Raw genomic sequence first — 25,096 nt, 5'->3', positions numbered from 1 at the left:
CCGAGGGGACCACGACCTCACGACAGGGAGCACACCTCATGACCGCCACCGGGGCGAGGGGCCGGGCGCTGGTCACCGGCGCCAGCATCGCGGGAGCCGCGACGGCGTACTGGCTCGACCGCATCGGCTACGACGTCACCGTGCTCGAGAGGGCACCGCAGCTGCGCGACGGCGGCCAGAACGTCGACGTGCGCGGCGCCGGGCGCCAGGTGCTGCGCCGGATGGGCCTCGAGGGCGCTGTGGGCGAGGCGGGCACCGGGGAGGTCGGCACCCGGTTCGTCGACGAGTCGGGCGCGTCGGTGGGGGAGTTCCCCGCCCGGGAGGGCGAGGACGGCCCGACCGCCGAGCTCGAGGTCCTGCGCGGTGACCTCGCACGGCTGCTCGTCGACGCCTGCCCGCCCTCGGTCACCTGGCGCTTCGGCGACCACGTCGACGCCGTGGAGCAGGCTGACGACCGGGCCGTGGTGCGCCTGGCCGGCGGCGACGAGGAGACCTACGACCTCGTCGTGGTCGCCGAGGGCGTCGGGTCGACGACCCGTGACCGCGTGCTCGGGGAGCCGCAGGTCGACCGGCTCGGCATGTACATGGTCTACGGCACCATCGCGCGCACCGACGCCGACGACGACTGGTGGCGCTGGCTCTCCGCTCCGGGCGCACGGCAGGCGACGATCCGCCCCGACCCGCACGGCACGGTGCGGGCCACCCTCGCCTTCCGCTCCGAGCCGACCGGCCTCGAGCACCTCGACCGCGACGGGCAGGTCGCGCAGCTGCGGGAGCGCTTCGAAGGGGTCGGCTGGGAGGTGCCGCGCATCCTCGACGGGCTGGCGACCGCCGACGACGTCTACGTCGAGGACCTGCGCCAGGTGCGCGCCGGCACCTGGTCGCGCGGGCGCGTCGTGCTCACCGGCGACGCCGCCTGGTGCGTCACGCCGATCGGTGGGGGCGGTGCCGCGCTCGCGCTCGTCGGCGCCTACGCCCTCGCGGCGCACCTGTCCCACCAGGCTGCCGGCACGGGTGGCGACGGCGTGTCCCGGGCGCTCGTGGACTACGAGCGCTGGATGCGGCCCGTGGTCGCCGACGTGCAGGACCTCCCGCCGGGGGTGCCGGCGCTGGCGACACCTCGGTCGCGCGCCGGTGTCGCTCTGTTCCGGCTCGCCACGCGGGTCGCGTCGAGCGCCCCGGTGCAGCGGCTCGCCGCCCGCCTCACCTCCGGTCCGGGAGACGGCACCGCGCTGCCCGAGCTGCAGGAGCACCCCACCGCCTAGGCTGCGCAGGTGTCCAGGTCGGAGGCAGGTCGTCGCAAGCGTCCGTCCATGGCCGACGTCGCCGCCGTGGCCGGGGTCTCGCACCAGACCGTCTCCCGCGTGCTGAACGACCACCCCCTGGTCAAGGACGAGACCCGCGAGCGCGTCCGGGCCGCGATGCAGCAGCTGGGCTACCGCCGCAACGCCGCCGCCCGGGCGCTCGTCACCGACCGCTCGAACCGGATCGGGGTGGTCGCCGCCCACCTCGCGCTGCACGGCCCGTCGATGATCAACGCCGCGGTGCAGGAGGCCGCGCACACCGAGGGCTACTCCGTCGAGCTGGTCGGCGTGCGCGAGCTGACGCCAGAGGCGCTGCAGGGCAGCGTCGAGCGGCTGCTCGACCAGGCGGTCGAGGCGCTCGTGGTCGCGGTGGCCCACCGCGACTCGATGGAGGTCGTGCGCGCGCTCGACCTCCCGGTGCCGCTCGTGACCGTTCAGGGCGTCCGCGCCGGCCAGGCGATGGCGGTGGGCATCGACCAGCACCACGGCGGCGAGCTGGCCACCCGTCACCTCCTCGAGGTGGTGGGGGAGCGCGGGCGGGTGGCCCACCTGGCCGGACCGTCGGACTGGACCGAGGCCGAGATGCGACGCGAGGGCTGGCGCGCCGCGATCGACGACGCCCGAGCCGACCCCGGGCGCGTCCTCGAGGGCGACTGGTCGGCCGCCAGCGGCTACGAGGCCGGCCGCGAGCTGCTCGCCGACCCCGACGTGGCCGGGATCTTCGTGGCCAACGACGACATGGCGCTCGGCCTGCTCCGCGCCGTGCACGAGGCGGGGCGCCGTACGCCGCACCACGTCGCCGTCGTCGGCTTCGACGACCAGCCGGTGGCGCGCTTCTACTGGCCGCCGCTGAGCTCGGTGCGCCAGGACTTCGCGGCCCTCGGCACCCGCGCCGTCGACCTCGCCCTGCGGGCGCTGGCGGGCGAGCGCGACGCGTCGGCCGACCTGGTGGTCCCCGAGCTGGTGGTGCGCGCCAGCAGCAGCCCGGACTGACGGACCCGTCCGGTCAGGTCCGGCGGGTCCGGCTCCGGTGCCGCGCCGCGGCCGCCGGACTCACCCCGGTTCGTCCCAACCGTCACTCCCGCCCCGGCCGACCGCCGCCGGCGGCGTACCGGGTCGTCGCCGCAGGTCAGCCCGTACGGGCCCGTCGTGCCGGCCACACGATGGGGCCTCAGGAGGCGACGGGAGAGCGGATGTCCGGTTTGTGTTGAGAGCGCTCACAACAACGTCGGGACGGCTGACGGCGCAGGTCAGAAAGTTGCGACGAGGTGCTTGACCGGAACGGATGTTAGCGCTCACAGTACTGCCACGTGACGACAGTCACAGGGGCTTCGCGGCCCCCGGACGAGAGGAACACCAGTGCTCAGGAAGACATGGGTCGCCACGTGCGCGATCACCCTCGGAGCCGTCTCGCTCAGCGCCTGCGGAGGTGGCTCGGGCGACTCCGACGCCTCGGGCGGCAGCAGCGGCAGCGGCGGCGGCGACATCGTCATGGGCTTCGCCCAGGTCGGTGCCGAGAGCGGCTGGCGCACCGCCAACACGAAGTCGATCCAGGACTCCGCCAAGGAGGCCGGCGTCGAGCTGAAGTTCTCCGACGCGCAGGGCCAGCAGGAGGCCCAGATCGAGGCCATCCGCTCCTACATCCAGCAGCAGGTCGACGTCATCGCCTTCAGCCCGGTCGTCGAGACCGGTTACGAGGGCGTGCTGCAGGAGGCCAAGTCGGCCAACATCCCGGTCATCCTGACCGACCGCGCGGTCGACGTGGAGGACACCAGCCTTTACAAGACCTTCCTCGGCTCCGACTTCGTCGAGGAGGGCCAGAAGGCCGGCCAGTGGCTGGTCGACAACGCCGCGGACGCCGACGGCAACGGCGACGGCACCATCAACGTCGTCGAGCTCGAGGGCACCACCGGCGCCGCCCCGGCGATCGACCGCAAGGAGGGCTTCGGCGAGGTCATCAAGACCGACGACAGCATCGAGGTCACCCAGTCGCAGACCGGTGACTTCACCCGCGACGGCGGCCGGGCCACGATGGAGGCGTTCCTGCAGAACGACCCCGACGGCATCGACGTCCTCTACGCCCACAACGACGACATGGGCCTGGGCGCGATCGAGGCCATCGAGGCGGCCGGCCTGACCCCCGGCGAGGACATCAAGATCATCACCGTCGACGCCGTCAAGGACGGCATGCAGGCCCTGGCCGACGGCAAGATCAACTTCATCGTCGAGTGCAACCCGCTGCTCGGTCCCCAGCTGATGGACCTCGCCGAGCAGGTCGTGGCCGGCGAGGAGGTCGAGCCCCGCGTCGTGACGGAGGAGACCACCTTCACCTCCGAGCAGGCCGCCGAGGTCCTGCCCGACCGGCAGTACTGACGCACCCCCGTACGCCGCCCGGCCCGTCCGCACCGTCGGACGGGCCGGGCGGACCCACGGCCCGCCACCACCCCGGCACCCACCGTGGCCCCGACAGGAGGACCGATGACCAGGACCGACGTGCGCGACGCGTCCCGCCCGGTGCCCGCCGAGCGCCGACCGGACGCCGTACCGGTGGTCGAGATGCGCGACATCTCGATCACCTTCGGCGCCGTGCGAGCCCTCGACCGGGTGTCGCTGCGGATCCTGCCCGGCGAGGTCCACGCCCTGATGGGGGAGAACGGCGCCGGCAAGTCCACGCTGATCAAGGCGCTCACCGGCGTCTACAGCATCGACTCCGGCACCGTGCTCGTCGGCGGCGAGGAGGTCGCCTTCGGCACGCCGGGCGCGGCCCAGGACGCCGGCATCAGCACGGTCTACCAGGAGGTCAACCTGGTGCCGAACCTCAGCGTCGCCGAGAACATGATGCTCGGTCGCGAGCCCCGGAGGCTCGGCTCGATCCGCACCCGCGAGATGCGGCGACGCGCCCAGGCCACCCTCGACCGGCTCGGCCTCGACATCGACCCCCGCTCGACCCTGGGGAAGCACCCGATCGCGGTGCAGCAGCTGGTCGCCATCGCCCGCGCCGTCGACGTCGACGCGCGGGTGCTCGTGCTCGACGAGCCGACCTCGAGCCTCGACGCCGACGAGGTCGAGCGTCTCTTCGCGCTGATGCGCCGGCTGCGCGACGACGGCACGGCCATCGTCTTCGTCTCGCACTTCCTCGACCAGATCTACGAGATCTCCGACCGCATGACGATCCTGCGCAACGGCCGGCTCATCGAGGAGCGCCTGGTCGCCGACACCCCGCGGCTGCAGCTCATCGAGCTGATGATCGGCCGCGACCTCGCGGTGCTCGAGCGGCTCGAGTCGGAGGGGAGCACGACCGAGGCGGCCCGGGAACCGGTGCTGCAGGCGATCGGCCTGGGGCGCAAGGGCACCCTCGAGGCCACCGACCTCACGGTCCACGAGGGAGAGGTGATCGGTGTGGCCGGCCTGCTGGGGTCGGGCCGCACCGAGCTGGCGCGGCTGCTCTTCGGCGCCGACACCAGCGACACCGGCGAGGTGCAGGTGCGCTCCGAGCGTCGCCGGCTGCGCAGCCCCCGCCACGCGATCGACCGCAAGATCGCCTTCTCCTCCGAGGACCGCAAGGCCGAGGGCGTCATCGCCGACCTGACCGTCGCCGACAACATGCTGCTCGCGCTGCAGGCCTCGCGCGGCTGGCTGCGACCGGTGCCCAAGGCCCAGCGCACCGAGCTGGTGCAGCGCTTCATGGAGGCGCTCGACATCCGGCCCGCCGACCCCCACGCCCTGATGCGCAACCTCTCGGGCGGCAACCAGCAGAAGGTGCTGCTCGCCCGCTGGCTGCTGACCGACCCCGACCTGCTGATCCTCGACGAGCCCACCCGCGGCATCGACATCGGCGCCAAGGCCCAGATCCAGGCGCTGGTCGCCGACCTGGCGGCCCGGGGCATGGGCGTGGTCTTCATCTCCGCCGAGCTCGAGGAGGTGCTGCGCCTCGCCGACCGCCTCGTCGTGATGCGCGACCGCCGCAAGATCGACGAGCGCGCCAACGCCGGGCTCGAGGTCGGCGACGTCCTGGAGATCATCGCGGGCGAGGCCCGCGCCGAGGGCCCGGAGGCCGAGTCGTGAGCACCCCCACCATCGACGTCCCCGAGACCACGCAGGCGCCCGTCGTCGCGACCGAGCGCGCAGACGGCCCGCTGCGGCGGGTGCTGTCGAGCCAGCTCGTGTGGCCGGCGCTGTCGCTGGCCGTGCTGCTGGCGGTCACCGGCCTGCTGTCCGACAACTTCTTCGCGATCCGGCTGCAGGACGGCAACCTGTACGGCGCCCTGCCCGACATCGTGCGCAACGGCTCGCCGGTGCTCATGGTCGCGATCGGCCTGACCCTCGTCATCGCCACCCGCGGCATCGACCTCTCGGTCGGCGCCGTCGCCGCCATCTCGGCCTCGATCGCCGCGGTGCAGGTCGTGGGCAGCGCCGACGAGGGCGCCGCCTCCGCCGCGGTGCTCGGCATGTCGATGGCGCTCGCCGTCGCGGTCCTGCTCGGGCTGTGGAACGGCTTCCTGGTCAGCGTCCTGGGCATCCAGCCGATCATCGCCACCCTGGTGCTGCTGGTCGCCGGGCGCGGCATCGCGATGCTGGTCAGCGACGGCCAGATCACCACCGTCAACAACGACACCTTCAGCGCCATCAACGGCTACGTGCTGAGCCTGCCGGTGGCCTTCGTGATCGCCTTCGGCCTCTACGTCGCCACCACGCTGCTGGTGCGGCGCACGGCGCTCGGCATGCTCATCGAGGCGGTCGGCATCAACCCCGAGGCCAGCCGTCTGGCGGGGGTGCGCTCGCGCACCATCATCTGGACGGTCTACGTCTTCTCCGGCCTGTGCGCCGGCGTCGCCGGGCTCGTCATCGCCGCCAACACCAACTCGGTCAACTCCAACAACCTCGGCCTGTGGATCGAGCTCGACGCGATCCTCGCCGTCGTCATCGGCGGCACGTCGCTCGCGGGCGGCCGCTTCTCGCTGACCGGCACCCTGCTCGGCGCGCTGCTGATCGCCACCCTGAGCCGCACCATCCCCGCGATCGGCATCCCGTCGGAGGCCAACTACCTCGTCAAGGCGCTCGTCGTCATCGCCGTCTGCCTGCTGCAGTCGCCCCGCGCCCGAGCGGCGCTGCGGGTGCGCCGGCAGGTCCCCCTCGCCCGGAAGGCAGCCACCCGATGAGCGTCGTCGACCCGGCCCTCGTGCCCCAGACCCCCCAGGGCGAGCCCACCGGGCCGAGCACCTGGGACCGGATCCGCACCTACTCGCCCCCCGGCCGCTACACGCCGGTGATCGTCACGGTCGTGCTGCTGGTCTCGATGTTCGGCGTCGGCGGCACGCGCTACGACAACTTCCTGCAGCCGCAGACCCTGTTCAACCTGCTCATCAACAACGCCTTCCTCATCGTGCTCGCGGTCGGGATGACGTTCGTGATCCTCACCGGCGGCATCGACCTGTCGGTCGGGTCCACGGTGGCGCTGTCGACGATGGTCCTGGCCCGCATGCTCGAGGGCGGCCAGTCGGTGTGGCTGGCCGTCGCGACGGTGCTCGTCGTCGCCACGCTGCTCGGCACCCTGATGGGGTTGCTGATCCACTACCTCGACATCCAGCCCTTCATCGCGACGCTGGCGGGCCTGTTCCTCGCCCGGGGCATCAGCTTCATGATCAGCGACGTCCCGATCCCGATCTCCGACCGCGGCTTCCTCGACTTCTCCTACGAGCCGCTGGTGCTCTGGGGCACCTACTCGATCCGCTGGTCGGTGGTCGTCGCGCTCGTGGTGGTGGCCGTCGCGATCTGGGTGCTCGGGTGCACCCGCTTCGGCCGCACCGTCTACGCCATCGGTGGCAACGAGGGCTCGGCGCTGCTGATGGGCCTCAAGGTCGCGGCCGCGAAGGTCGGCGTCTACGCCATCAGCGGCCTGTGCGCCGGTGTCGCAGGCCTGCTCTTCGCGCTCTACACGCCGGCCGGCAACAGCCTCAGCGCGGTCGGCGCCGAGCTCGACGCCATCGCCGCGGTGGTCATCGGCGGCACCCTGCTGACCGGCGGTCGCGGACTCGTCGTCGGCTCGGTGCTGGGCGTGCTGGTGCTCGGCACCATCAACCAGTTCATCATCCTGGAGAACCTCAACTCCTGGTGGACGCGCATCGTCATCGGCGCCCTGGTGCTCGTCTTCGTCGTGGTCCAGCGACTGCTCGCCCGGCGCGAGTCGTGACGGCCACGTCACCGGGCGCCGCAGCCGGCGCCCGCTCCCCGGTCATGGCCGACGTCGCCCGGCTCGCGGGCGTGTCGCTGCAGACCGTCTCGCGGGTCGTCAACGGGGCCCCTCACCTGCGACCCACCACCCGGTCGAAGGTGGAGGAGGCGATCCGGCAGCTGGGCTACCGCCCCAACGTCGCCGCCCGCGCGCTGGTGACCCGCCGCTCGGCGACCATCGGCGTGATCGGCTCCAAGAGCGAGTTCTGGGGTCCGTCGCGGATCCTGTCGAGCCTGCAGAGCGCGGCGCGGGAGGCCGGCTACTTCGTCAGCGCGGTCGACCTGCCCGAGGTCACCCGCGCCGGGATGACCGAGGCGGTCGACCACCTGCGCGCCCAGGGCGTCGAGGCGATCGTCGTCAACGCCGCCAGCGACGACGCCCTCGAGGTCGCCCGCACGCAGGACACCGGCGGGGTCCCCATCGTCGTCGTCGAGGGCGACCTGTCGCGCTCCCGGCTGACCGCCGGCGTCGACCAGCACGCCGGGGCCGTCCTCGCGGTCCAGCACCTCCTCGACCTCGGCCACACCCACGTCGCCCACGTCGCCGGACCCGCGGTGTGGAACGAGGCCCGCGAGCGCACCACGGGCTGGCGCGACGCCATCGAGGCCGCCGGGCTGCGTCCCGGCCCCGTGCTCGCGGGTGACTGGACCGCGAGCAGCGGGTACGCCGCCGGCCTCGAGCTCGCCGCGCTCGCCGCCGCCGGGGCCGACGGTGTCACCGCGGTGTTCGTGGCCAACGACCACATGGCGATCGGCCTGCTGCACGCGCTCGCCGAGGCCGGCGTGCGCGTGCCCGACGACCTGAGCGTCGTCGGGTTCGACGACCTGCCCGAGGCGGCGTACCTCATCCCGTCGCTGACCACGGTGCGCCAGGACTTCGCCGCCGTCGGCCGGCTCGCGGTCGAGGTGCTCCAGCTCGCCGTCGCCGGCGGCGCCGACGACCAGCTCGAGCGCCTGCTGCGCCCCGAGCTCGTCGTACGACGCAGCACCGCCTCTCCCACCTCTTCTCGGCTATCTTCTCGGAAGGACTCCTGATGACCCGCGAGACCTACGTCGTCGGCGTCGACTACGGCACCCTGTCGGGCCGCGCCCTCGTCGTGCGCGTCGGCGACGGTGCCGAGCTCGGCACCGCCGTGACGCCGTACCCCCACGCGGTGCTGGAGCGGGCGCTGCCCGACGGCACGCCGCTGCCGCCCGACTGGGCGCTGCAGGTGCCCGACGACTACCGCGAGGTGCTGCGCTCGGCGGTGCCGGCCGCGCTGGCGGCCGCGGGCGTCGACCCGGCCGACGTCGTGGGCATCGCCACCGACTTCACCGCCTGCACCATGGTGCCGACGCTGGCCGACGGCACGCCGTTGGACGAGCTCGACGGGCTCGCCGGCCGCCCGCACGCCTACACCAAGCTCTGGAAGCACCACGCGGCGCAGCCGCAGGCCGACCGCATCAACCGGCTCGCCGAGGAGCGCGGCGAGGAGTGGCTGGCGCGCTACGGCGGGCTGATCTCCTCGGAGTGGGAGTTCGCGAAGGGCCTGCAGCTGCTCGAGGAGGACCCCGAGCTCTACGCCCGCACCGAGCGCTGGGTCGAGGCGGCCGACTGGATCGTCTGGCAGCTGTGCGGCAGCTACGTGCGCAACGCCTGCAGCGCCGGCTACAAGGGGATCCTGCAGGGCGGGTCCTACCCGTCGCGCGACTTCCTCGCCGGCCTGAACCCCGGCTTCGCCGACTTCGTGGTCGACAAGCTCGAGCAGCCCGTCGGCCGGCTGGGGGAGTGCGCCGGTCGGCTGACCGCCGAGGCCGCCGCCTGGACCGGCCTGCTCGAGGGCATCGCGGTCGCGGTCGGCAACGTCGACGCCCACGTCACCGCCCCCGCCGCGCAGGCCACCCGCCCGGGACAGATGGTCGCGATCATGGGCACCTCGACGTGCCACGTGATGAGCGCCGACGTGCTCCGGGAGGTGCCGGGCATGTGCGGCGTGGTCGACGGCGGCATCGTCGAGGGCTCCTACGGCTACGAGGCGGGGCAGAGCGGCGTCGGCGACATCTTCGGCTGGTTCGTCGAGCACTTCGTGCCCGCGTCGTACGCCGCCGAGGCCGCCAGCCGCGGCGAGTCGCTCCACGAGCTGCTCACCCGGCTGGCCGCCGACCAGCAGGTCGGCGAGCACGGCCTGGTCGCGCTCGACTGGCACTCCGGCAACCGCTCGGTGCTGGTCGACCACCAGCTCTCCGGGCTCGTGCTCGGCCAGACCCTGGCCACCCGGCCCGAGGACGTCTACCGCGCGCTGCTCGAGGCCACCGCCTTCGGCACCCGCGTCATCGTCGAGACCTTCCGCGACGCCGGGGTGCCGGTGACCGAGTTCGTGGTCGCCGGCGGCCTGGCGAAGAACCGGCTGCTGATGCAGGTCTGCTGCGACGTCCTGCGGCTGCCACTGTCGTTGATCGGCTCCGAGCAGGGCCCGGCGCTCGGCTCGGCCATCCACGCCGCGGTCGCGGCGGGTGCCTACCCCGACGTCCCGGCCGCCGCGGCGGCGATCGGCCGCGTCGAGCGGGCGGCGTACGTGCCCGACGAGGCGGCCGCCGACCGCTACGACCGCCTGTTCGCCGAGTACGTCGCGCTCCACGACCACTTCGGTCGCGCCGACGCCATGATGCGGCGGCTGCGGGCGTTGCGGCACGAGGCCCTGACCGCGGCCCCGGAGCCGGTGCTCGCATGAGCGCGGTCGTCTCCGCGGAGCGCACCCGTGACGAGCTCGTCGCGTCGCTGCGGGCGCAGGTGTGCGCGCTGCACGCCGAGCTGCCGCGCTACGGCCTGGTGGTGTGGACGGCCGGCAACGTGTCGGCCCGGGTGCCCGGCCACGACCTCATGGTCATCAAGCCGAGCGGGGTGGCCTACGACGACCTGACGCCCGCGTCGATGGTGGTCTGCGACCTCGACGGCCGGGTGGTCGACGGCGAGCACGCGCCGTCGTCCGACACCGAGGCGCAGGCCTACGTCTACCGCCACCTGCCCGCGGTGGGCGGCGTGGTGCACACGCACTCGCCGTACGCCACGGCGTGGGCGGCGCGCGCCGAGCCGATCCCGTGCGTGCTGACGATGACGGCCGACGAGTTCGGCGGGCCGGTGCCGGTGGGGCCGTTCGCGATCATCGGCGACGACTCCATCGGCCGCGGCATCGTCGAGACCCTGCGCGGCAGTCGCTCGCCCGCGGTGCTGATGCAGAGCCACGGCGTCTTCAGCGTCGGCAAGGACGCCCGCTCGGCCGTCAAGGCCGCCGTCATGTGCGAGGACGTCGCCCGCACCACCCACCTGACCCGCCAGCTCGGCGAGCCGGTCGCGATCCCGCAGGGGTCGGTCGACGCGCTCTTCGACCGCTACCAGAACGTCTACGGACAGAAGAAGGACTCATGAGCACCCGTACTCCGCAGGTCTGGTTCCTCACCGGCAGCCAGGGTCTCTACGGCCCCGAGACCCTCGACCAGGTCGCGACGCAGTCGCGCGACATCGCGGCCCGGCTCGACGCCGGCGACCTGCCCGTCGACGTGGTCTGGAAGCCGGTGCTGCTCGACGCGGTCGCCATCCACCGCCAGGTGCTCGAGGCCAACGCCGACCCCGACTGCGTCGGCCTCGTGGTGTGGATGCACACCTTCTCGCCGGCCAAGATGTGGATCGCCGGGCTCGAGGCGCTCGCCAAGCCGCTGCTGCACCTGCACACCCAGGCCGGCATGTCGCTGCCGTGGTCGACCATCGACATGGACTTCATGAACCTCAACCAGGCCGCGCACGGCGACCGCGAGTTCGGCCACGTGCAGTCGCGCGTCGGGGTGGCCCGCAAGACCGTCGCCGGCCACGTCGACTCGCCCGGCGTGCAGCACCGCGTCGGCACCTGGGCCCGCGCCGCCCTCGGCCGCCACGAGCTGCGCCGGCTGCGGCTGGCCCGCTTCGGCGACAACATGCGCGACGTCGCCGTCACCGAGGGCGACAAGGTCGAGGCGCAGCTGCGCTTCGGCGTCTCGGTCAACACCTACGGCGTCAACGACCTCGTCGCCGTCGTCGACCAGGTCTCCGACGACGCCGTCGACAAGCTCTGCACGGAGTACGCCGACACCTACCGCGTCGCACCCGAGCTGCTGCCGGGCGGCGATCGTCACGAGTCGTTGCGCTACGGCGCCCGCATCGAGCTGGGCCTGCGCGCGTTTCTCGTCGACGGCGGCTTCGGCGCCTTCACCACCAACTTCGAGGACCTCGGCGGGCTGCGGCAGCTGCCGGGCCTCGCGGTGCAGCGGCTGATGGCCGACGGCTACGGCTTCGGCGGCGAGGGCGACTGGAAGACCTCGGTGCTGCTGCGCGCCACCAAGACGATGGCCCGTGGCCTGCCCGGGGGCACGTCGTTCATGGAGGACTACACCTACCACCTGGTCCCTGGCGAGGAGAAGATCCTCGGCGCCCACATGCTCGAGGTCTGCCCGTCGCTCACCGCGTCGCGGGCGTCGCTGGAGATCCACCCGCTGTCCATCGGCGGGCGCGAGGACCCGGTGCGGCTCCGCTTCACCGCCGACCCCGGCCCCGGCCTCGTGGTCGGCCTCTCCGACACCGGTGACCGCTTCCGGCTGACCCTCAACACCGTCGACGTCGTCGAGCCCGACGAGGCGCTCCCGCAGCTGCCCGTCGCCTGCGCCGTCTGGGAGCCCCACCCGTCGCTCTCGACCTCGGCCGAGTCGTGGCTGATGGCCGGCGCCCCCCACCACACCGTGCTCTCCACCGCCCTCGACACCGAGGTGGTCGAGGACTTCGCCGAGATGACCCGCACCGAGCTGGTCGTCATCGACGAGACCACCACGACCCGCTCGCTGCGCCGCGAGCTGCGCTGGAACGCCGCCTACCACCGCCTCGCCCAGGGCCTGGCGTAGTCCGAACCCCACCTCCCGTCGGTCGAGCCTGTCGAGACCATCCCTTCTCCCACGAGGTTGGATAGCGACGTGCACACCAACTGGTCGCAGACCGTGACGTACGCCGCCGCCGAGGTGGTGGCGCCGACCAGCGTCGAGGAGCTGCAGGAGGTGGTCGCCAGGTCGATGTCGGTCAAGGCGCTGGGCTCGAAGCACTCCTTCTCGCTCGTCGCCGACACCGAGGGCACGCAGGTGCGGGTCGACCGGCTGCCTGCGGACGTCTCGATCGACCGCGACGCGAGCACGGTGCGCTCGTCGGCCGGCCTGACCCACGCCCAGCTCTCGACCGCGCTCTACGAGCAGGGGCTCGCGCTGCGCAACCTCGCCTCGCTGCCGCACATCTCGGTCGCGGGCGCCATCCAGACCGGCACCCACGGCTCCGGTGTTTCCAACGCCGGCCTGCACTCCTCGGTGACGTCGCTGGAGTACGTCGCCCCCGGCGGCGAGCTGCGCGTCGTACGCCGCGGCGACCCCGACTTCGACGCCGTCGTGGTCGGGCTCGGCGCGTTCGGCGTCATCACCCACGTGACGCAGCAGGTCGTGCCGACCTTCGAGGTGGCGCAGACGGTGCACGAGCAGGTGCCGTGGCAGGCGCTGCTGCCGGTGCTCGAGGACGTGCTGAGCAGCGGATACTCGGTCAGCCTCTTCACCGACTACGCCGGCGACTCCGTCGGCCAGGTGTGGGTCAAGCAGCGCGTCGACGACCCCGGTCGCGACGCCGTCACGTCGCTGGGTGGTCTCGCCGCGACCCGCACGCTGCACCCGCTGCCCGACACCGCCGCCGACAGCGTCAACGACCAGCTCGGCAACCCCGGCCCGTCGCACCAGCGGCTGCCGCACTTCCGCGAGGACTTCACGCCGAGCAAGGGCGAGGAGATCCAGTCGGAGTACTTCGTGCCGGTCTCGGAGGGCGTGGCCGCGCTCGAGGCCCTGCGTGGCCTGAGCGGCCTGGTCACGCCGGCGCTCTTCGTCGCCGAGGTACGCCGCATCGCGCCCGACCCCGCCTGGCTCAGCCCGTCGGGCGAGCGCGACAGCCTGGCGCTCCACTTCACCTGGAAGCGCGACCCCGAGCGCGTCGAGCGGGTCCTGCACGACGTCGAGGCCGCCCTGCTCCCGCTGGGGGCGCGCCCGCACTGGGGCAAGGTCTTCGTCGCCGACCACGCGACGCTGGCGGCGGCGTACCCGCGCCTGGGCGACTTCGCCGCCCTCGTCGCCGAGCGCGACCCCGACCGGGTCTTCGCCAACGCCTTCCTCGACCGGGTGCTGGGTCGGGTCTAGGCGGCCCGCTTCGCCTGCTTCTTGGTGACGGGCGTGCCGTCGAGCGTCACGAGGCGGCGCTTTCGCACCGTGTAGCCGTCGGGCAGGGTGCCGTCCTTCAGCATCCGGATCGGGCAGCTCTTGCACCGCGGCTTGTCGACGCAGCACTTCACCTTCGGCGTCCTCGCCTTGCCCTTGCCCACGCGTCCTGTCTAGCAACGGCGTGGGCGCGTACAGGGCTGGTCGAGGCGCGAGGGCCGCCAGGCCCGAGCCGCGAGGCCCGGCGACGGGCGCGCAGCCCGCACTCACGCCGGGCTCCTCATGACGAACGACACCGACCCGTCGGGGCGCCACTCGTGCCGGTAGCGGTGGTCGTGGACGCGGCGGTGGTGCCAGTGACAGAGCGGGATGGCGTCGGCGAGGTCGGTGCGCCCGCCGTGCGACCAGGCGGTGCGGTGGTGGAGCTCGCACCAGGCCACGGGGCGGTCGCACCCGGCGGCGGCGCAGTGGCGGTGGGTGACGGCGACGGCGGTGCGCTGGGTGTCGTTGAACAGGCGGGACGAGCGGCCGAGGTCGAGCACCCGGGAGGCCCCGCCGAGGGTCTTGTCAAGCACGGCGGGCATCAGTGAGGCGTTGCAGGCCAGGCGTCGGGCCTGGCCTGCCGATATCGGCTGGTCGGTGTCGATGCCGGCGGCGCGGAGGGCGCCTCGGAGCGACTCGATGCTCATCGTGACGACGACCTGGGCGCTGGTGGCGCCGGTGAGGTGGTCGGTGGGGAGGTGCTCGACGAGTGTGGCGAGCGCGATGCCGCGCGCGTGGTCGGGGCTGGTGTGCTCAGTGCCGCGGGTGCGGCGCGGGGCGGCCATGGCCTCGACCATCTTCTTGAGCATCGCGGCCTGCAGCTGGGGGAGCGTGAAGCGTCCGGTCACGGTGCCGTCGCCGTTGTCGTGGAAGCTGAGCGAGGTCGCGGCGTAGGCGCGGTCTTCCTCCTCGGTGACCTGCGCGTCCTCCTCGGCGTCGACGACGGCCTCGTCGGGCTCCACCTCCGCGAGGACCCGTCGCGCCAGTCGCCGCAGCTGGTCGGGCTTGCAGCGCCTCGCCTCGGCGACGAGCCGGGACTCGCAGCGCAGCCGCTCGGCGTCGGTCAGTCGCGTGGGGAGCCGGTCGAGGGCGCGGGTGATGACAGTGGCATGGGCTGTCGAGACGTCACCCTCCCCGAGGGCGGTGGCGGTAGGGCCGGCAGGTGAGCGGTCGAGGTCGGTGGCCAGCCGGGTCTCGCGCGCGGCGTCGGCGCCGCTCGTGCGGGTCTCGCGCGCAGCCCAGGCGCCGGTGCTGGGCAGCCCGACCGCGGCGGCGGTCTGCTGCGCTTCGGCGGCAGCGATCACCCGCAGTCGCGCAGCGTCCAGCCGCCGCTGCGAGCGCTCGATGCTGCGAAGCGCCGCTGTCGGATCGTTCGGCGAGGATGCGAGTGGCAGCAGCCGGTCGAGGCAGGTGTGGAGCAGCGCGAGCTCGGCGAGCAACGGCTCGGCGAGGTCGGGGGCCGCGGTCATGCAAATGATGATATCGAACAAGTGTTCGAAAAGCCAGACCCTCGCATCCGGGGTGGTCGAACCCGCCAGGTACGGGCCACGGTGAACGGCGGCGGACGAGGAGGCGTCTCGCGAGTCGAGGAAGACGGTCGACGTGTATAGCACACAGTGCTATACATCGGTCATGAACCCTGCTGAGGTGCTCCGCACGGCGCTGCGGCAGGCAGGGATGACGCAGACGGCCCTCGCCCGCGTCAGCGGGGTGCACCAATCGACGATCGCCCAGATCCTGTCTGGACGGCGCACGGCCAGCGACGAGATGCTCGAGCGGCTCCTCGGGTGCACGGGGTTCGTGCTCCGCGTCGTCCGTGAGCCGGTGCGTCCGGCGTTGACCCGGTCGGAGAGCCGGTCGTGGCGGCTGCACCGGGAGATCTCTGTACGCCTGGATGGCCCCATCCTCGAGCAGTGGATTCCCACCCTGAAGGCGAACCTCGCCCGGTTGACCGCCGGGGTCCGGGGCGAGCCCCATCGAAGCAACCTGGAGCATTGGCGTGCGGTCATAGAGGAGCGCGACCTTGTGGCACTCCGGCGCGTCCTGACGGGCCTCGACCGTCACAGCATCGAGATGCGTGAGGTCTCACCCTGCGCCGGTCTCCTCGACGAGCACGACCGCGGACTCGCCCTGGCCGTGGCCGGCTGATGCGGCGCGACCAGCTCGAGCACGCTATCCGGACCGCCTGTCAGATCATCGGCCACGACGAGGTCATCGTGGTCGGCTCGCAGGCCATCCTCGGGTCGTACGACGAGACCGACCTGCCGCCGCTGGCGACCATGTCCATGGAGGTCGACGTGCTGCCGATGGGCGCGGACACGGAGGAGACGACCCGCCTCGCCGACCGCATCGACGGTGTCGCCGGTGAGCTGTCCCAGTTCGAGCAGACGCACGGTTTCAGCATCGACGGCGTCGACCTCTCCACGTCGATCCTGCCCGCGGCCTGGCGTGAGCGCCTGGTCGAGGTGAATGGTCCGCTGACCGAGGCGCCCGGCACGGGCCGGCGCTGCACCGGATGGTGCCTCGACGTGCACGACCTTTGTGTCGCCAAGATGTGCGCGCATCGCACGAAAGACCGCAACTTCGTCCGCGCCCTTCTCGACGCGGGACTCGTCGAGGCCGAGGTGCTCACCAGTCGCCTGCAGCAGGTCGACGGGGTTCATGCGGCCGCGGTGACGCTCGCCCGCGACTGGCTCGAGAGCTGGAGCCGATCGTGAAGACCGAGGACAACGCAAGGAGGACTGGTTCGTGAGCAACCTGGGCAGCTTCGTGTGGGGCATCGCCGACCAGCTGAGGGGGGTCTACAAGCCCCACCAGTACGGCAACATCATCCTGCCGATGACGATCCTGCGCCGGCTCGACTGCCTGATGGAGCCGTCGCGGGCGCGGATGCGAGAGCTGGCCGCCCAGCACGACAACCCCACCCTGCTGGCCACCAAGGTGAAGAAGGAGTGCGGGCTCTCCTTCCACAACACCTCGGAGTACGACCTCGCGCGGCTCGTCGCCGACCCCGACGGCCTCGCCGCCAACCTGCTCGACTACCTGGGGCGCTTCTCGCCCAACATCGACGTCTTCGAGCGCTTCAAGTTCGAGACCGAGGTCGCGACCTTGGCGGAGAAGAACCGGCTGCTCCTCGTCGTGCGGCAGTTCGCCGAGATCGACCTGCACCCCGACGTCGTGCCCAACGCCGAGATGGGCGACCTCTTCGAGGAGCTCATCCGCAAGTTCGCGGAGGCCTCCAACGAGGAGGCGGGCGAGCACTTCACGCCCCGCGACGCGATCCGGCTGATGGTCGAGCTGCTCTTCGCCGAGGACGACGAGGCGCTGACGCAGGGCTCGGTCATCCGCACCGTCTACGACCCGACCGCGGGCACCGGCGGCATGCTCTCGGTCGCCGAGGACCACCTGACGGCGCTGAACCCCGACGCGCGGTTGGTGATGTACGGCCAGGAGATCAACGACCAGTCCTACGCCATCTGCAAGTCTGACCTGATCGCGAAGGGCCAGGAGGCCGGCAACATCCGGCTCGGCGACACGCTCGCCCAGGACCTCTTCGCCGACAAGACCTTCGACTACGGGATGTCGAACCCGCCGTACGGCGTCGACTGGAAGGCTTCCGCCGACGCGATCAAGGCCGAGCGCGCCGCCACCGGCACGCACGGGCGCTTCGGGCCCGGGCTTCCGAAGATCGGTGACGGGCAGATGCTGTTCCTGACCCATCTGGCCCACAAGATGCGGCCGACCCACCAGGGCGGCGGTCGCGCCGGCATCGTGCTCAACGGCTCGCCGCTGTTCAACGGCGCCGCGGGGTCGGGGGAGTCGGAGATCCGGCGCTACCTGCTGGAGAACGACCTGGTCGAGGCGATCGTCGCGCTGCCGACCAACATGTTCTACAACACCGGCATCTCGACCTACGTCTGGATCCTCGACAACGCCAAGCGACCCGAGCGAGTCGGTCGGGTCCAGCTGATCGACGGCTCGTCGTTTTTCACCAAGATGCGCAAGAACCTCGGCGACAAGTCGCGCGAGGTCTCCGAGGCTGACCGCCGCCGCATCCTCGAGCTGTACGCCGCCTTCGACGACCAGCAGGGCGACGACGCCGAGCACAGCCGGGTCTTCGCCACGACCGACTTCGGCTACTGGACCGTCACCGTCGAGCGGCCGCTGCGGCTCAGCTTCAGCGCCGCGCGACTGCCAGACGACGCGACGATGCCCGGGGTCGAGGCGCTGCGGGCGCTGGGCGACGAGGTCTACACCAACCGCGCCGAGTTACAGGCCGCGCTGCGGGCCGAGGTCGTCCGCCGCGGCGAGAGGCTGTCGGCCCCGCAGTACAAGGCGCTGCTCGCCGCGGTGGCCGAGCGCGACGAGACCGCCGACCTCTGCGTCGACCGCCATGGCAACCCCGAGTCCGATCCGTCGCTGCGCGATACCGAGAACATCCCCTTCGGCTGGGCCCCGCCCGGCGAGGACGGCGATTCGAGGTACGGCGAGACCCACCGCGACGAGGTCATCAAGCGGTACGTCGACCACGAGGTGCTGCCGCACGTGCCCGACGCCTGGCTCGACCACACCAAGACGAAGACCGGTTATGAGATCCCCTTCACCCGGCACTTCTACCGGTACGTCCCGCCGCGCCCGCTCGAGGAGATCGACGCCGACCTCGACGTGCTCGTCAAGGAGATCCTCGAGCTGCTGCGGGAGGTTGAGTCATGACGCCCGAAACGATTGCCCTTGGCCGTCTCTATCAAGTCCGCGACGACCGAGCAGGAGACGCAGCGACCCGATTACCGCTCATGTCTGTGTCGCAGTACCACGGTGTCGTCCCGCGCCTGGGCTTGATGGGCGACGCGGGTCGGGCAGATGACCTGTCGAACTACAAAATCTGCTGTCCAGGCGATCTCGTGCTCAACCGAATGAGTGCCTACAAAGGCGCATTGGGTGTCGCAAGAGAGGCAGGACTAGTGTCCCCGGACTATCTTGTCCTGACGCCCAACGGTCAGGTCGACGCCGACTTTCTCTCGCGGTGGCTCAAGACGCCTCTCGGGATTAGCGAGATGACGCAGCGACTGCGCGGCATCGGTGGCGCAGATAGCGCGCAGGTTCGGACTCCTCGGATCAATCACAAGGACTTGCGTGGTATCGAACTGATGCTGCCGACGGTGGCAGAGCAGCGAGCTATCGCCGACTACCTCGACCGCGAGACCGCCCAGATCGACGCGCTCATCGGGAAGCAGGAGCGGCTCATCGAGACGCTGCGCGAGCGTCGCACGGCCCTGATTTCGCAAGTCTTTGAGGAGTTGAGCGGCGGAACTCAGCAGCTGCGACGCGTAATCTCGTTCCTGACGAGCGGGTCGCGCGGTTGGGGTGACTATTACGCCGATGAGGGTGAACGATTCCTCCGCATTGGCAACCTGCCGAGGACAGGGCTCAGTCTTCGTGGCGAAGTGCAATACGTCGACCTACCCTCAGGTGTCTCCGAGGGAGAGCGAACGCGGTTGCAGTGCGGCGACCTTCTTTTCTCGATCACGGCCTATCTGGGGTCGGTCGCCGTGGTGAGCGACGAGTGGGTCGGTGCCTACGTGAGTCAGCACGTGGCACTGTGCCGATTGCGGGACACTGCCGACCCTGCATTCGTCGGATGGTTCATGCTGTCGCTCAATGGGCAGAACCAGCTCAAGCAGGGCGCCGCTGGAGGCACCAAACAGCAACTGTCGTTGCCCGACATCCGTGAGCTGCGAGTCCCTCTTCCCGCGCTCGACGAGCAGCGCCGCATCGCGGCGTACCTCGACGAGCAGACCGCGAAGATCGACGCGCTCATCGCGAAGGCCGAGCGGTTCATCGAGCTGTCGAAGGAGCGTCGGGCGGCGCTCATCACAGCTGCGGTGACGGGCCAGATCAACGTCCGGGAGGCGGTCTGATGGCGGGGCACCAGAGCCACCAGGAGGCGGCGTTCGAGCGGGAGATCTGCGAGCACCTCGCCGCGCACGACTATCTCTACGAGGAGGGGTCGGCCAAGGAGCAGGGTTACGACGCAGCCAAGGCGCTGTTCGTGCCCGACGTCTTCGCTTGGCTGGAGGAGACCCAGCCGACCGAGTTCGCCAAGTCGGTGAAGGTCGGCTCGCCGCAGGAGACGCAGCAGCGCACCCAGCTGCTCGACCGGTTGGTCAAGGAGCTCGACAAGCCCCTGACCAGCGGGGGCGGCACGCTCAACGTGCTGCGGCTGGGGTTCAAGCAAGTGACGGCGCGGTTCGCGATGGCACAGTTCAGGCCCGAGACCTCGCTCAACCCGGCGACGACCGCGCGCTACGTGGCGATGCGGGTGCGGGTCGTGCGCCAGGTCTACTTCTCGCCCGCCTCGGGTGACACCCGCTCGGTCGACCTCGTCGTCTTCGTCAACGGGCTGCCGGTCGCGACGCTCGAGCTCAAGAGCGACTTCACGCAGTCGGTGAAGGACGCCATCGAGCAGTACCGGACGGCCCGCCGACCCAAGGACCCCGGCGGCCAGGAGCAGCCCCTCTTCGCCGCCGGTCGGCGCGCGCTGGTGCACTTCGCGGTCAGCGACGACGAGGTCTGGATGACCACGAAGCTCGACGGCGAGAAGACGCGCTTCCTGCCCTTCAACCTCGGCCACGACGGGGGAGCGGGCAACCCGCCGGCCAGCAACGGACGGCCGGCGACGGCGTACCTCTGGGAGCGGGTGCTGGGGCGTGACGCCCTGCTCGACATCGTCGGTCGCTTCATGCACACCACGACCACCACGACCCACGACGCGATCAGCGGCAAGGCCACGACGCGGACGTCGCTGCTGTTCCCCCGCTACCACCAGTGGGAGGTCGTGACCTCGCTGGCGCGGGCGGCGCGCGAGGAGGGAGCGGGGCGCCGCTACCTCGTGCAGCACTCCGCCGGTTCGGGCAAGACCAACTCGATCGCTTGGACGGCGCACCGGCTCGCCCGGCTGCACGACGTGCAGGACCGCAAGGTCTTCGACTCCGTCATCGTCGTCACCGACCGCACCGTGCTCGACGCGCAGCTGCAGGAGGCGATCCGGCAGATCGACGGCGGCACCGGGGTCGTCGTCGCCATCGACCCCGACACCGTCAGCAGGGCCGGCGCCGACGTGACCTCGAAGTCGGGGCTGCTCGCCAAGTCGCTCCTCGACGGCCGCGCGATCATCGTCGTGACGATCCAGACCTTTCCCTTCGCGATGGAGGCGATCCGGTCGACGAAGGGTCTGGCCGACAAGCGCTTCGCCGTCATCGCCGACGAGGCGCACTCCTCGCAGACCGGCGCGACGGCCAACCAGCTCAAGAGCGTGCTGTCGGGCGAGGAGCTCGCTGCGCTGGAGGACGGTGGCGAGGTCGACGTGGAGGCCGTGCTCGCCGCCGAGGCGTCAGCGCGAGCCGCGAGCGACAACATCTCCTACTTTGCCTTCACCGCCACGCCGAAGGCCAAGACGCTCGAGCTGTTCGGTCGCTTCCCCGCCGACGACCCGGAGGGACACGGCGGCAGCACGCCGGCGCCGTACCACGTCTACACGATGAAGCAGGCGATCGAGGAGCGCTACATCCTCGACGTGCTGCCCGGCTACCAGACCTACGAGACCGCCTTCCAGATCGCGGTGCGCGCCACCGACGGCAAGGTCAGCGCCGCGGCCGAGGGGGAGGAGCCGCAGCCCGACGTCGAGCTGGTCGACGAGTCGACGGCCGTCAAGGGCCTGATGCGGTGGGTCAAGCTGCACCCGACGAACATCAGCCAGAAGGTGCAGATCATCGTCGAACACTTCCGGGCCAACGTCGCCCACCTGCTCGACGGCCACGCCAAGTCGATGGTGGTGACCGACAGTCGCAAAGCGGCCGTGCGCTACAAGCTGGCGATCGACGCCTACATCGCCGATCGTGGCTACCCCATGAAGACGCTCGTCGCCTTCTCCGGCGGCGTGACCGACCTGGACTCCGGGCCGGACGACTTCACCGAGGCCTCGATGAACCCCGGCCTCGCCGGGCGCGACCTGCGGTCCGTCTTCGCGGGCGACGACTACAAGGTCATGCTCGTCGCCAACAAGTTCCAGACCGGCTTCGACCAGCCCCTGCTGTGCGCGATGTACGTCGACAAGCGGTTGTCCGGCGTCACCGCGGTGCAGACCCTCTCGCGGCTCAACCGGGTCTACACGACGCCGGCCGGGACGTTGAAGACCCAGCCGGTGGTGCTCGACTTCGTCAACGAGCCCGAGGAGATCCGCTCGTCCTTCGAGCCGTACTACACCGACGCCTACCTCGAGACCCGCACCGATCCGAACCTCGTCCACGACGTCCTGGCCAAGCTGCAGCAGGCGGCGATCTTCACCGACGCGGAGGTCGACGAGGTCGCGCGGATCTCGGTGGTTGGTGGGTCGAAGGCGCACGGCGCCTTGAGCGCTGCCATCGCCCCTGCCAAGCAGCGCTTCGCCACGCAGTACAACTCGGCGCTGACCGCGAACGGCGGCGAGGGCGACAAGACCGAGATCGATCGCCTCGACCTCTTCCGCAAGGACGTCTCCACCTTCGTCAAGGTCTACGACTTCATGAGCCAGGTCGTCAACTACGGCGACCCCGAGCTCGAGAAGCACGCGATCTTCCTGCGACTGCTCGAGCGCTTGATCCGGCCCGAGAACTACACCGGCGACGTCGACCTTGGCGACGTCGCGCTCGTCAACGTCAAGCAGGTCGATACCGGGACGCACGACCTCGGGCTGGGGGAGCGCGTCGGGCTTCACGGCATGACCGCCGCCGGCTCCGGCAGCAAGCCCGACCCGACCATGGTCGCCCTCGCCGAGGTCATCGCCCGGCTCAACGAGCAGTTCGGCGACGAGGAGTTCAGCCAGGGCCAGAAGCAGGCGTTCGTCGAGACCGCAATGGCCTCGATGATGGAGAGCGAGACGCTCTACACCCAGGCGGCGACGAACACCGAGCAGCAGTTCGCCGAGAGCCCCGACCTCAAGCCGGAGCTGCTCGCCGCGGTGTCGGACGGCAGCGACGCGGTGTCGAAGATCGCTGACTACTTCTTCAGCGACAGCCCCGGCGTCGACGGCCTCGTCCTCGCGCTCGCCGCGGCGTACCACGCGAGGGTGCGGGAGCGGGAAGCGACGGCGGGATGAAGTTCCTAGCCCGAGTTCCGGCTCGCTACCTCAAGCGCGTCCTCGTGGTTTCGCTGTGGATCGCGGTCTTCGCGTCGCTATGGGCGACGGTCGCGTTCGCGGACCACTTAGAGACTTCGGAGACTTCAGGGATTCTCTGGTGGAAGGAGTCGCGCGCGGTCCCGCTTGCCGAGCGACGCCCTTCTCTGATCGCGGCAGTTCTTCTCCTGTTCCTCGTAGCGCTGTGCCTGGTAGTAGCCGCGACCATGGCGCTGCACCTGTGGCGCACGCGGGACGAGAGACAGGCAGAAAATTTGGCGGCGGAAGCACGTCGGCTTGCAGACGAGGAGCGCCAGGCTGAGGCCGCGGCTCACGCTGCATGGGTCCTTACCGATCAGGGACGGGCCTGGGCAGCGCACCGGAGCGGAGAGCGCGAGTTTGCCGTGACACTCCGAATCCAGCCACCTGACCATCGCGAGACCATCCGCGAGATCGAGAGCGTCGGGTGGGTGCTCAGAGGCAGAGACGATCACGCCGAGGTGCGAGTGAAGGAGTCGCGACGAAATCTCGACGGCGGCCACACAGTCGTGACCACCGTGACCAAGGACGCGACCTTCTACTTCGAGCGAGGACGGCCTGGAGCCGCCGCCAACTACTAGGTGGCAAACGCGAGGGGTGTTAATTGCTGCACCTGTGTCGGTGGTCCCGACTAATGTCCGAGCGTGGCCGAGACATCCCAGGACAAGCTCTACTCCACCGCCATGCAGACGATCGGAGCCGTCTCCAAGCTACCGATGGTGCGGGTAGACCGCGAGGCATTCCTTCGCAAGCACTTCGGCAAGTCTCCGCATCTCGACGTCATCCTCGAGAAGGGCCCGCAGGCCGTCTACACGTCCGAGTCGCTGCGCCTGAAGGCCAACGGCCTGATCAAGACGAGCGTGGTCAAGACGTCAGCTGCATCCTTCGTGAGCGGTCTTCCGTCCAACCCCGCATTGGCGCTGGCAGCGGGGGGCGCCGATGTCGCGCAGTACTTCGGTTTCGCTCTCAACCTCTCCCAGCAGATTGCTTTTCTGTTTGGAGAGGACGAGCTTTTCAACGACGGCGGAGAGCTCTCGGAGGAGGCTCAGATCCGGGTCATCGCATACCTGGGGGCCATGTTCGGCGCGGCAGGGGCCGCCGCCCTGGTGTCGGCGACGTCGAAGACCGCAGGCGCCAACCTGGGCAAGAAACTCGCGGCGCAAGCCCTGACGAAGACGACGTGGTACCCGATCATCAAAGGCGTGGGAGCGGTGCTCGGCAAGCAGGTCACAAAGAAGACCGTGGAGAAGACGGTCACCAAGACGGTGCCGATCTTGGGTGGGTTCGTATCTGGCGGCATCACCTACGCCACCTACAAGCCCATGGGAAACAGGCTTGCGGACACGCTGGTGAAGAACATGAACGGCGAGTACGACGACCTGTTGGTGGTCAAGGACGGGTTCGTTGCCCCGGCGCCATCGGTTCGAGGCGAGGTAGTGGTCGACCCTGAGGGCTAGCAGATATCGGGACCGACACCTCGGGGTCGCCCTCCTGCCGCATCCACACCTCGCGTGATGGGAGGCTGGCGGGACGGCGGAACAGAACGGCTCTGGACGGTGTCGTCACCTCGACCTCAGAGCCCGTCAGCCGATCCGCTCCGTCAACGACACGATGATGCCCTCGGGGCCGCGGACGTAGGCCATCAGCCAGGTGTCCTCGTGGTTGCCGGCGCCGCCGACCAGCTCGAAGCCGTCGGCGGCGAGCTCGTCGAGGATGCCGCGCAGGTCGTCGACGACGAAGCAGACGTTGCGCAGGCCGACCCGGGTCGCCATCTCGACCGAGCCGGGCTCGACGTCGGGCCGCACGAACGTCGACAGCTCGAGCGCCGTGCCCCCGCCCGGTGGGCGCAGCATCGCGATCTCGGTCTTCGCGCCCGTCATGCCGATGACAGTGTCGAGGAACTCGCCCTCGACGTGCTGCCGCCCCTCCACCTCGAGCCCGAGCCGGGTGAAGAAGTCGATCGCTGCGTCGAGGTCCGCGACGGTCACGCCGACGTGGTCGAAGGACTGGATGTGCGTCATGGGCCCATGATGCGTGTGGCGTCCGGTGCGTGTCGGCCCGCCGTCGTCCGGGTGCGGGGGTCTCGAGG

Annotated in this window: 21 protein-coding genes; 18 read left to right on the top strand and 3 right to left on the bottom strand. The window is 70.8% G+C overall.

The window, feature by feature from the left end; translation table 11 throughout:
• Positions 1-38: 38 nt before the first annotated feature.
• From ACYU8I_RS10170 to ACYU8I_RS10120, 11 genes are all read left to right on the top strand, one after another.
• Positions 39-1,265, top strand: coding sequence for an FAD-dependent monooxygenase (locus tag ACYU8I_RS10170; protein WP_460840232.1), 1,227 nt, complete (start codon positions 39-41; stop codon positions 1,263-1,265).
• A gap of 48 nt (positions 1,266-1,313) precedes the next feature.
• Positions 1,314-2,297: a LacI family DNA-binding transcriptional regulator gene (locus tag ACYU8I_RS10165; protein WP_460840230.1), complete on the top strand. Its 984-nt coding sequence runs from the start codon at positions 1,314-1,316 to the stop codon at positions 2,295-2,297.
• A 366-nt stretch (positions 2,298-2,663) separates the two neighbouring features.
• Positions 2,664-3,677, top strand: coding sequence for an ABC transporter substrate-binding protein (locus tag ACYU8I_RS10160; RefSeq protein ID WP_460840229.1), 1,014 nt, complete (start codon positions 2,664-2,666; stop codon positions 3,675-3,677).
• 105 nt (positions 3,678-3,782) lie between these two features.
• The gene (locus tag ACYU8I_RS10155; RefSeq protein ID WP_460840227.1) at positions 3,783-5,369 is read left to right on the top strand and encodes a sugar ABC transporter ATP-binding protein; all 1,587 of its coding nucleotides are present in this window, start codon (positions 3,783-3,785) and stop codon (positions 5,367-5,369) included.
• Complete coding sequence (locus tag ACYU8I_RS10150) at positions 5,366-6,463, top strand: ABC transporter permease (protein WP_460840224.1); 1,098 nt, start codon at positions 5,366-5,368, stop codon at positions 6,461-6,463. The genes ACYU8I_RS10155 and ACYU8I_RS10150 overlap by 4 nt, the downstream gene beginning before the upstream one ends.
• The gene (locus ACYU8I_RS10145; RefSeq protein WP_460840222.1) at positions 6,460-7,494 is read left to right on the top strand and encodes an ABC transporter permease subunit; all 1,035 of its coding nucleotides are present in this window, start codon (positions 6,460-6,462) and stop codon (positions 7,492-7,494) included. The genes ACYU8I_RS10150 and ACYU8I_RS10145 overlap by 4 nt, the downstream gene beginning before the upstream one ends.
• Positions 7,491-8,570 carry a LacI family DNA-binding transcriptional regulator gene (locus tag ACYU8I_RS10140; RefSeq protein WP_460840220.1) on the top strand — a complete coding sequence of 360 codons (1,080 nt, stop codon included), beginning with the start codon at positions 7,491-7,493 and terminating at the stop codon, positions 8,568-8,570. The genes ACYU8I_RS10145 and ACYU8I_RS10140 overlap by 4 nt, the downstream gene beginning before the upstream one ends.
• Entirely contained in the window at positions 8,570-10,246 is a 1,677-nt protein-coding gene (gene araB / locus ACYU8I_RS10135; protein WP_460840217.1) for a ribulokinase, read from the top strand. The genes ACYU8I_RS10140 and araB overlap by 1 nt, the downstream gene beginning before the upstream one ends.
• Complete coding sequence (locus ACYU8I_RS10130) at positions 10,243-10,941, top strand: L-ribulose-5-phosphate 4-epimerase (protein ID WP_460840216.1); 699 nt, start codon at positions 10,243-10,245, stop codon at positions 10,939-10,941. The genes araB and ACYU8I_RS10130 overlap by 4 nt, the downstream gene beginning before the upstream one ends.
• Positions 10,938-12,440 carry an L-arabinose isomerase gene (araA, locus tag ACYU8I_RS10125; RefSeq protein WP_460840213.1) on the top strand — a complete coding sequence of 501 codons (1,503 nt, stop codon included), beginning with the start codon at positions 10,938-10,940 and terminating at the stop codon, positions 12,438-12,440. Before ACYU8I_RS10130 ends, araA begins: the two co-directional genes overlap by 4 nt.
• Before the next feature lie 69 nt (positions 12,441-12,509).
• A complete protein-coding gene (locus ACYU8I_RS10120) occupies positions 12,510-13,757 on the top strand; it encodes a D-arabinono-1,4-lactone oxidase (RefSeq protein WP_460840211.1) in 1,248 nt (415 codons plus the stop codon).
• Here the strand turns inward: ACYU8I_RS10120 and ACYU8I_RS10115 are convergent.
• Positions 13,754-13,939: a hypothetical protein gene (locus ACYU8I_RS10115; protein WP_460840210.1), complete on the bottom strand. Its 186-nt coding sequence runs from the start codon at positions 13,937-13,939 to the stop codon at positions 13,754-13,756. The genes ACYU8I_RS10120 and ACYU8I_RS10115 overlap by 4 nt on opposite strands.
• 102 nt (positions 13,940-14,041) lie before the next feature.
• Positions 14,042-15,286: an HNH endonuclease signature motif containing protein gene (locus tag ACYU8I_RS10110; protein ID WP_460840208.1), complete on the bottom strand. Its 1,245-nt coding sequence runs from the start codon at positions 15,284-15,286 to the stop codon at positions 14,042-14,044.
• A 178-nt stretch (positions 15,287-15,464) separates the two neighbouring features.
• On the opposite strand from ACYU8I_RS10110, the gene ACYU8I_RS10105 reads away from it, so the two are divergent.
• The 7 genes from ACYU8I_RS10105 to ACYU8I_RS10075 all read left to right on the top strand — a co-directional run bounded on the left by ACYU8I_RS10105 (position 15,465) and on the right by ACYU8I_RS10075 (position 24,464).
• Positions 15,465-15,965: a helix-turn-helix domain-containing protein gene (locus tag ACYU8I_RS10105; RefSeq protein WP_460840206.1), complete on the top strand. Its 501-nt coding sequence runs from the start codon at positions 15,465-15,467 to the stop codon at positions 15,963-15,965.
• Positions 15,965-16,534: a DUF6036 family nucleotidyltransferase gene (locus ACYU8I_RS10100; protein ID WP_460840203.1), complete on the top strand. Its 570-nt coding sequence runs from the start codon at positions 15,965-15,967 to the stop codon at positions 16,532-16,534. Before ACYU8I_RS10105 ends, ACYU8I_RS10100 begins: the two co-directional genes overlap by 1 nt.
• A gap of 31 nt (positions 16,535-16,565) precedes the next feature.
• Positions 16,566-18,530 carry a type I restriction-modification system subunit M gene (locus ACYU8I_RS10095; RefSeq protein WP_460840201.1) on the top strand — a complete coding sequence of 655 codons (1,965 nt, stop codon included), beginning with the start codon at positions 16,566-16,568 and terminating at the stop codon, positions 18,528-18,530.
• Complete coding sequence (locus ACYU8I_RS10090; RefSeq protein ID WP_460840199.1) at positions 18,527-19,735, top strand: restriction endonuclease subunit S; 1,209 nt, start codon at positions 18,527-18,529, stop codon at positions 19,733-19,735. Before ACYU8I_RS10095 ends, ACYU8I_RS10090 begins: the two co-directional genes overlap by 4 nt.
• Entirely contained in the window at positions 19,735-22,950 is a 3,216-nt protein-coding gene (locus ACYU8I_RS10085) for a type I restriction endonuclease subunit R (RefSeq protein ID WP_460840197.1), read from the top strand. Before ACYU8I_RS10090 ends, ACYU8I_RS10085 begins: the two co-directional genes overlap by 1 nt.
• Positions 22,947-23,588 carry a hypothetical protein gene (locus tag ACYU8I_RS10080; RefSeq protein WP_460840194.1) on the top strand — a complete coding sequence of 214 codons (642 nt, stop codon included), beginning with the start codon at positions 22,947-22,949 and terminating at the stop codon, positions 23,586-23,588. Before ACYU8I_RS10085 ends, ACYU8I_RS10080 begins: the two co-directional genes overlap by 4 nt.
• 63 nt (positions 23,589-23,651) lie before the next feature.
• On the top strand, positions 23,652-24,464 hold the full coding sequence (locus ACYU8I_RS10075; RefSeq protein ID WP_460840192.1) for a hypothetical protein: 813 nt from the start codon (positions 23,652-23,654) through the stop codon (positions 24,462-24,464).
• A 126-nt stretch (positions 24,465-24,590) separates the two neighbouring features.
• Here the strand turns inward: ACYU8I_RS10075 and ACYU8I_RS10070 are convergent, their stop codons facing one another.
• A complete protein-coding gene (locus ACYU8I_RS10070; RefSeq protein WP_460840190.1) occupies positions 24,591-25,028 on the bottom strand; it encodes a VOC family protein in 438 nt (145 codons plus the stop codon).
• Positions 25,029-25,096 lie beyond the last annotated feature (68 nt).

Source organism: Nocardioides marmoraquaticus (assembly GCF_054777915.1).
This window is presented reverse-complemented; position numbering and strand designations above follow the sequence as displayed.

Bases quoted from the DNA above. Each gene is read 5' to 3' on its own strand.
- ACYU8I_RS10170 (WP_460840232.1), top strand. From the start codon at position 39: ATGACCGCCACCGGGGCGAGGGGCCGGGCGCTGGTCACCGGCGCCAGC.
- ACYU8I_RS10165 (WP_460840230.1), top strand. From the start codon at position 1,314: ATGGCCGACGTCGCCGCCGTGGCCGGGGTCTCGCACCAGACCGTCTCC.
- ACYU8I_RS10155 (WP_460840227.1), top strand. From the start codon at position 3,783: ATGACCAGGACCGACGTGCGCGACGCGTCCCGCCCGGTGCCCGCCGAG.
- ACYU8I_RS10145 (WP_460840222.1), top strand. From the start codon at position 6,460: ATGAGCGTCGTCGACCCGGCCCTCGTGCCCCAGACCCCCCAGGGCGAG.
- araB (WP_460840217.1), top strand. From the start codon at position 8,570: ATGACCCGCGAGACCTACGTCGTCGGCGTCGACTACGGCACCCTGTCG.
- ACYU8I_RS10130 (WP_460840216.1), top strand. From the start codon at position 10,243: ATGAGCGCGGTCGTCTCCGCGGAGCGCACCCGTGACGAGCTCGTCGCG.
- araA (WP_460840213.1), top strand. From the start codon at position 10,938: ATGAGCACCCGTACTCCGCAGGTCTGGTTCCTCACCGGCAGCCAGGGT.
- ACYU8I_RS10110 (WP_460840208.1), bottom strand. From the start codon at position 15,286: ATGACCGCGGCCCCCGACCTCGCCGAGCCGTTGCTCGCCGAGCTCGCG.
- ACYU8I_RS10100 (WP_460840203.1), top strand. From the start codon at position 15,965: ATGCGGCGCGACCAGCTCGAGCACGCTATCCGGACCGCCTGTCAGATC.
- ACYU8I_RS10090 (WP_460840199.1), top strand. From the start codon at position 18,527: ATGACGCCCGAAACGATTGCCCTTGGCCGTCTCTATCAAGTCCGCGAC.
- ACYU8I_RS10085 (WP_460840197.1), top strand. From the start codon at position 19,735: ATGGCGGGGCACCAGAGCCACCAGGAGGCGGCGTTCGAGCGGGAGATC.
- ACYU8I_RS10080 (WP_460840194.1), top strand. From the start codon at position 22,947: ATGAAGTTCCTAGCCCGAGTTCCGGCTCGCTACCTCAAGCGCGTCCTC.
- ACYU8I_RS10070 (WP_460840190.1), bottom strand. From the start codon at position 25,028: ATGACGCACATCCAGTCCTTCGACCACGTCGGCGTGACCGTCGCGGAC.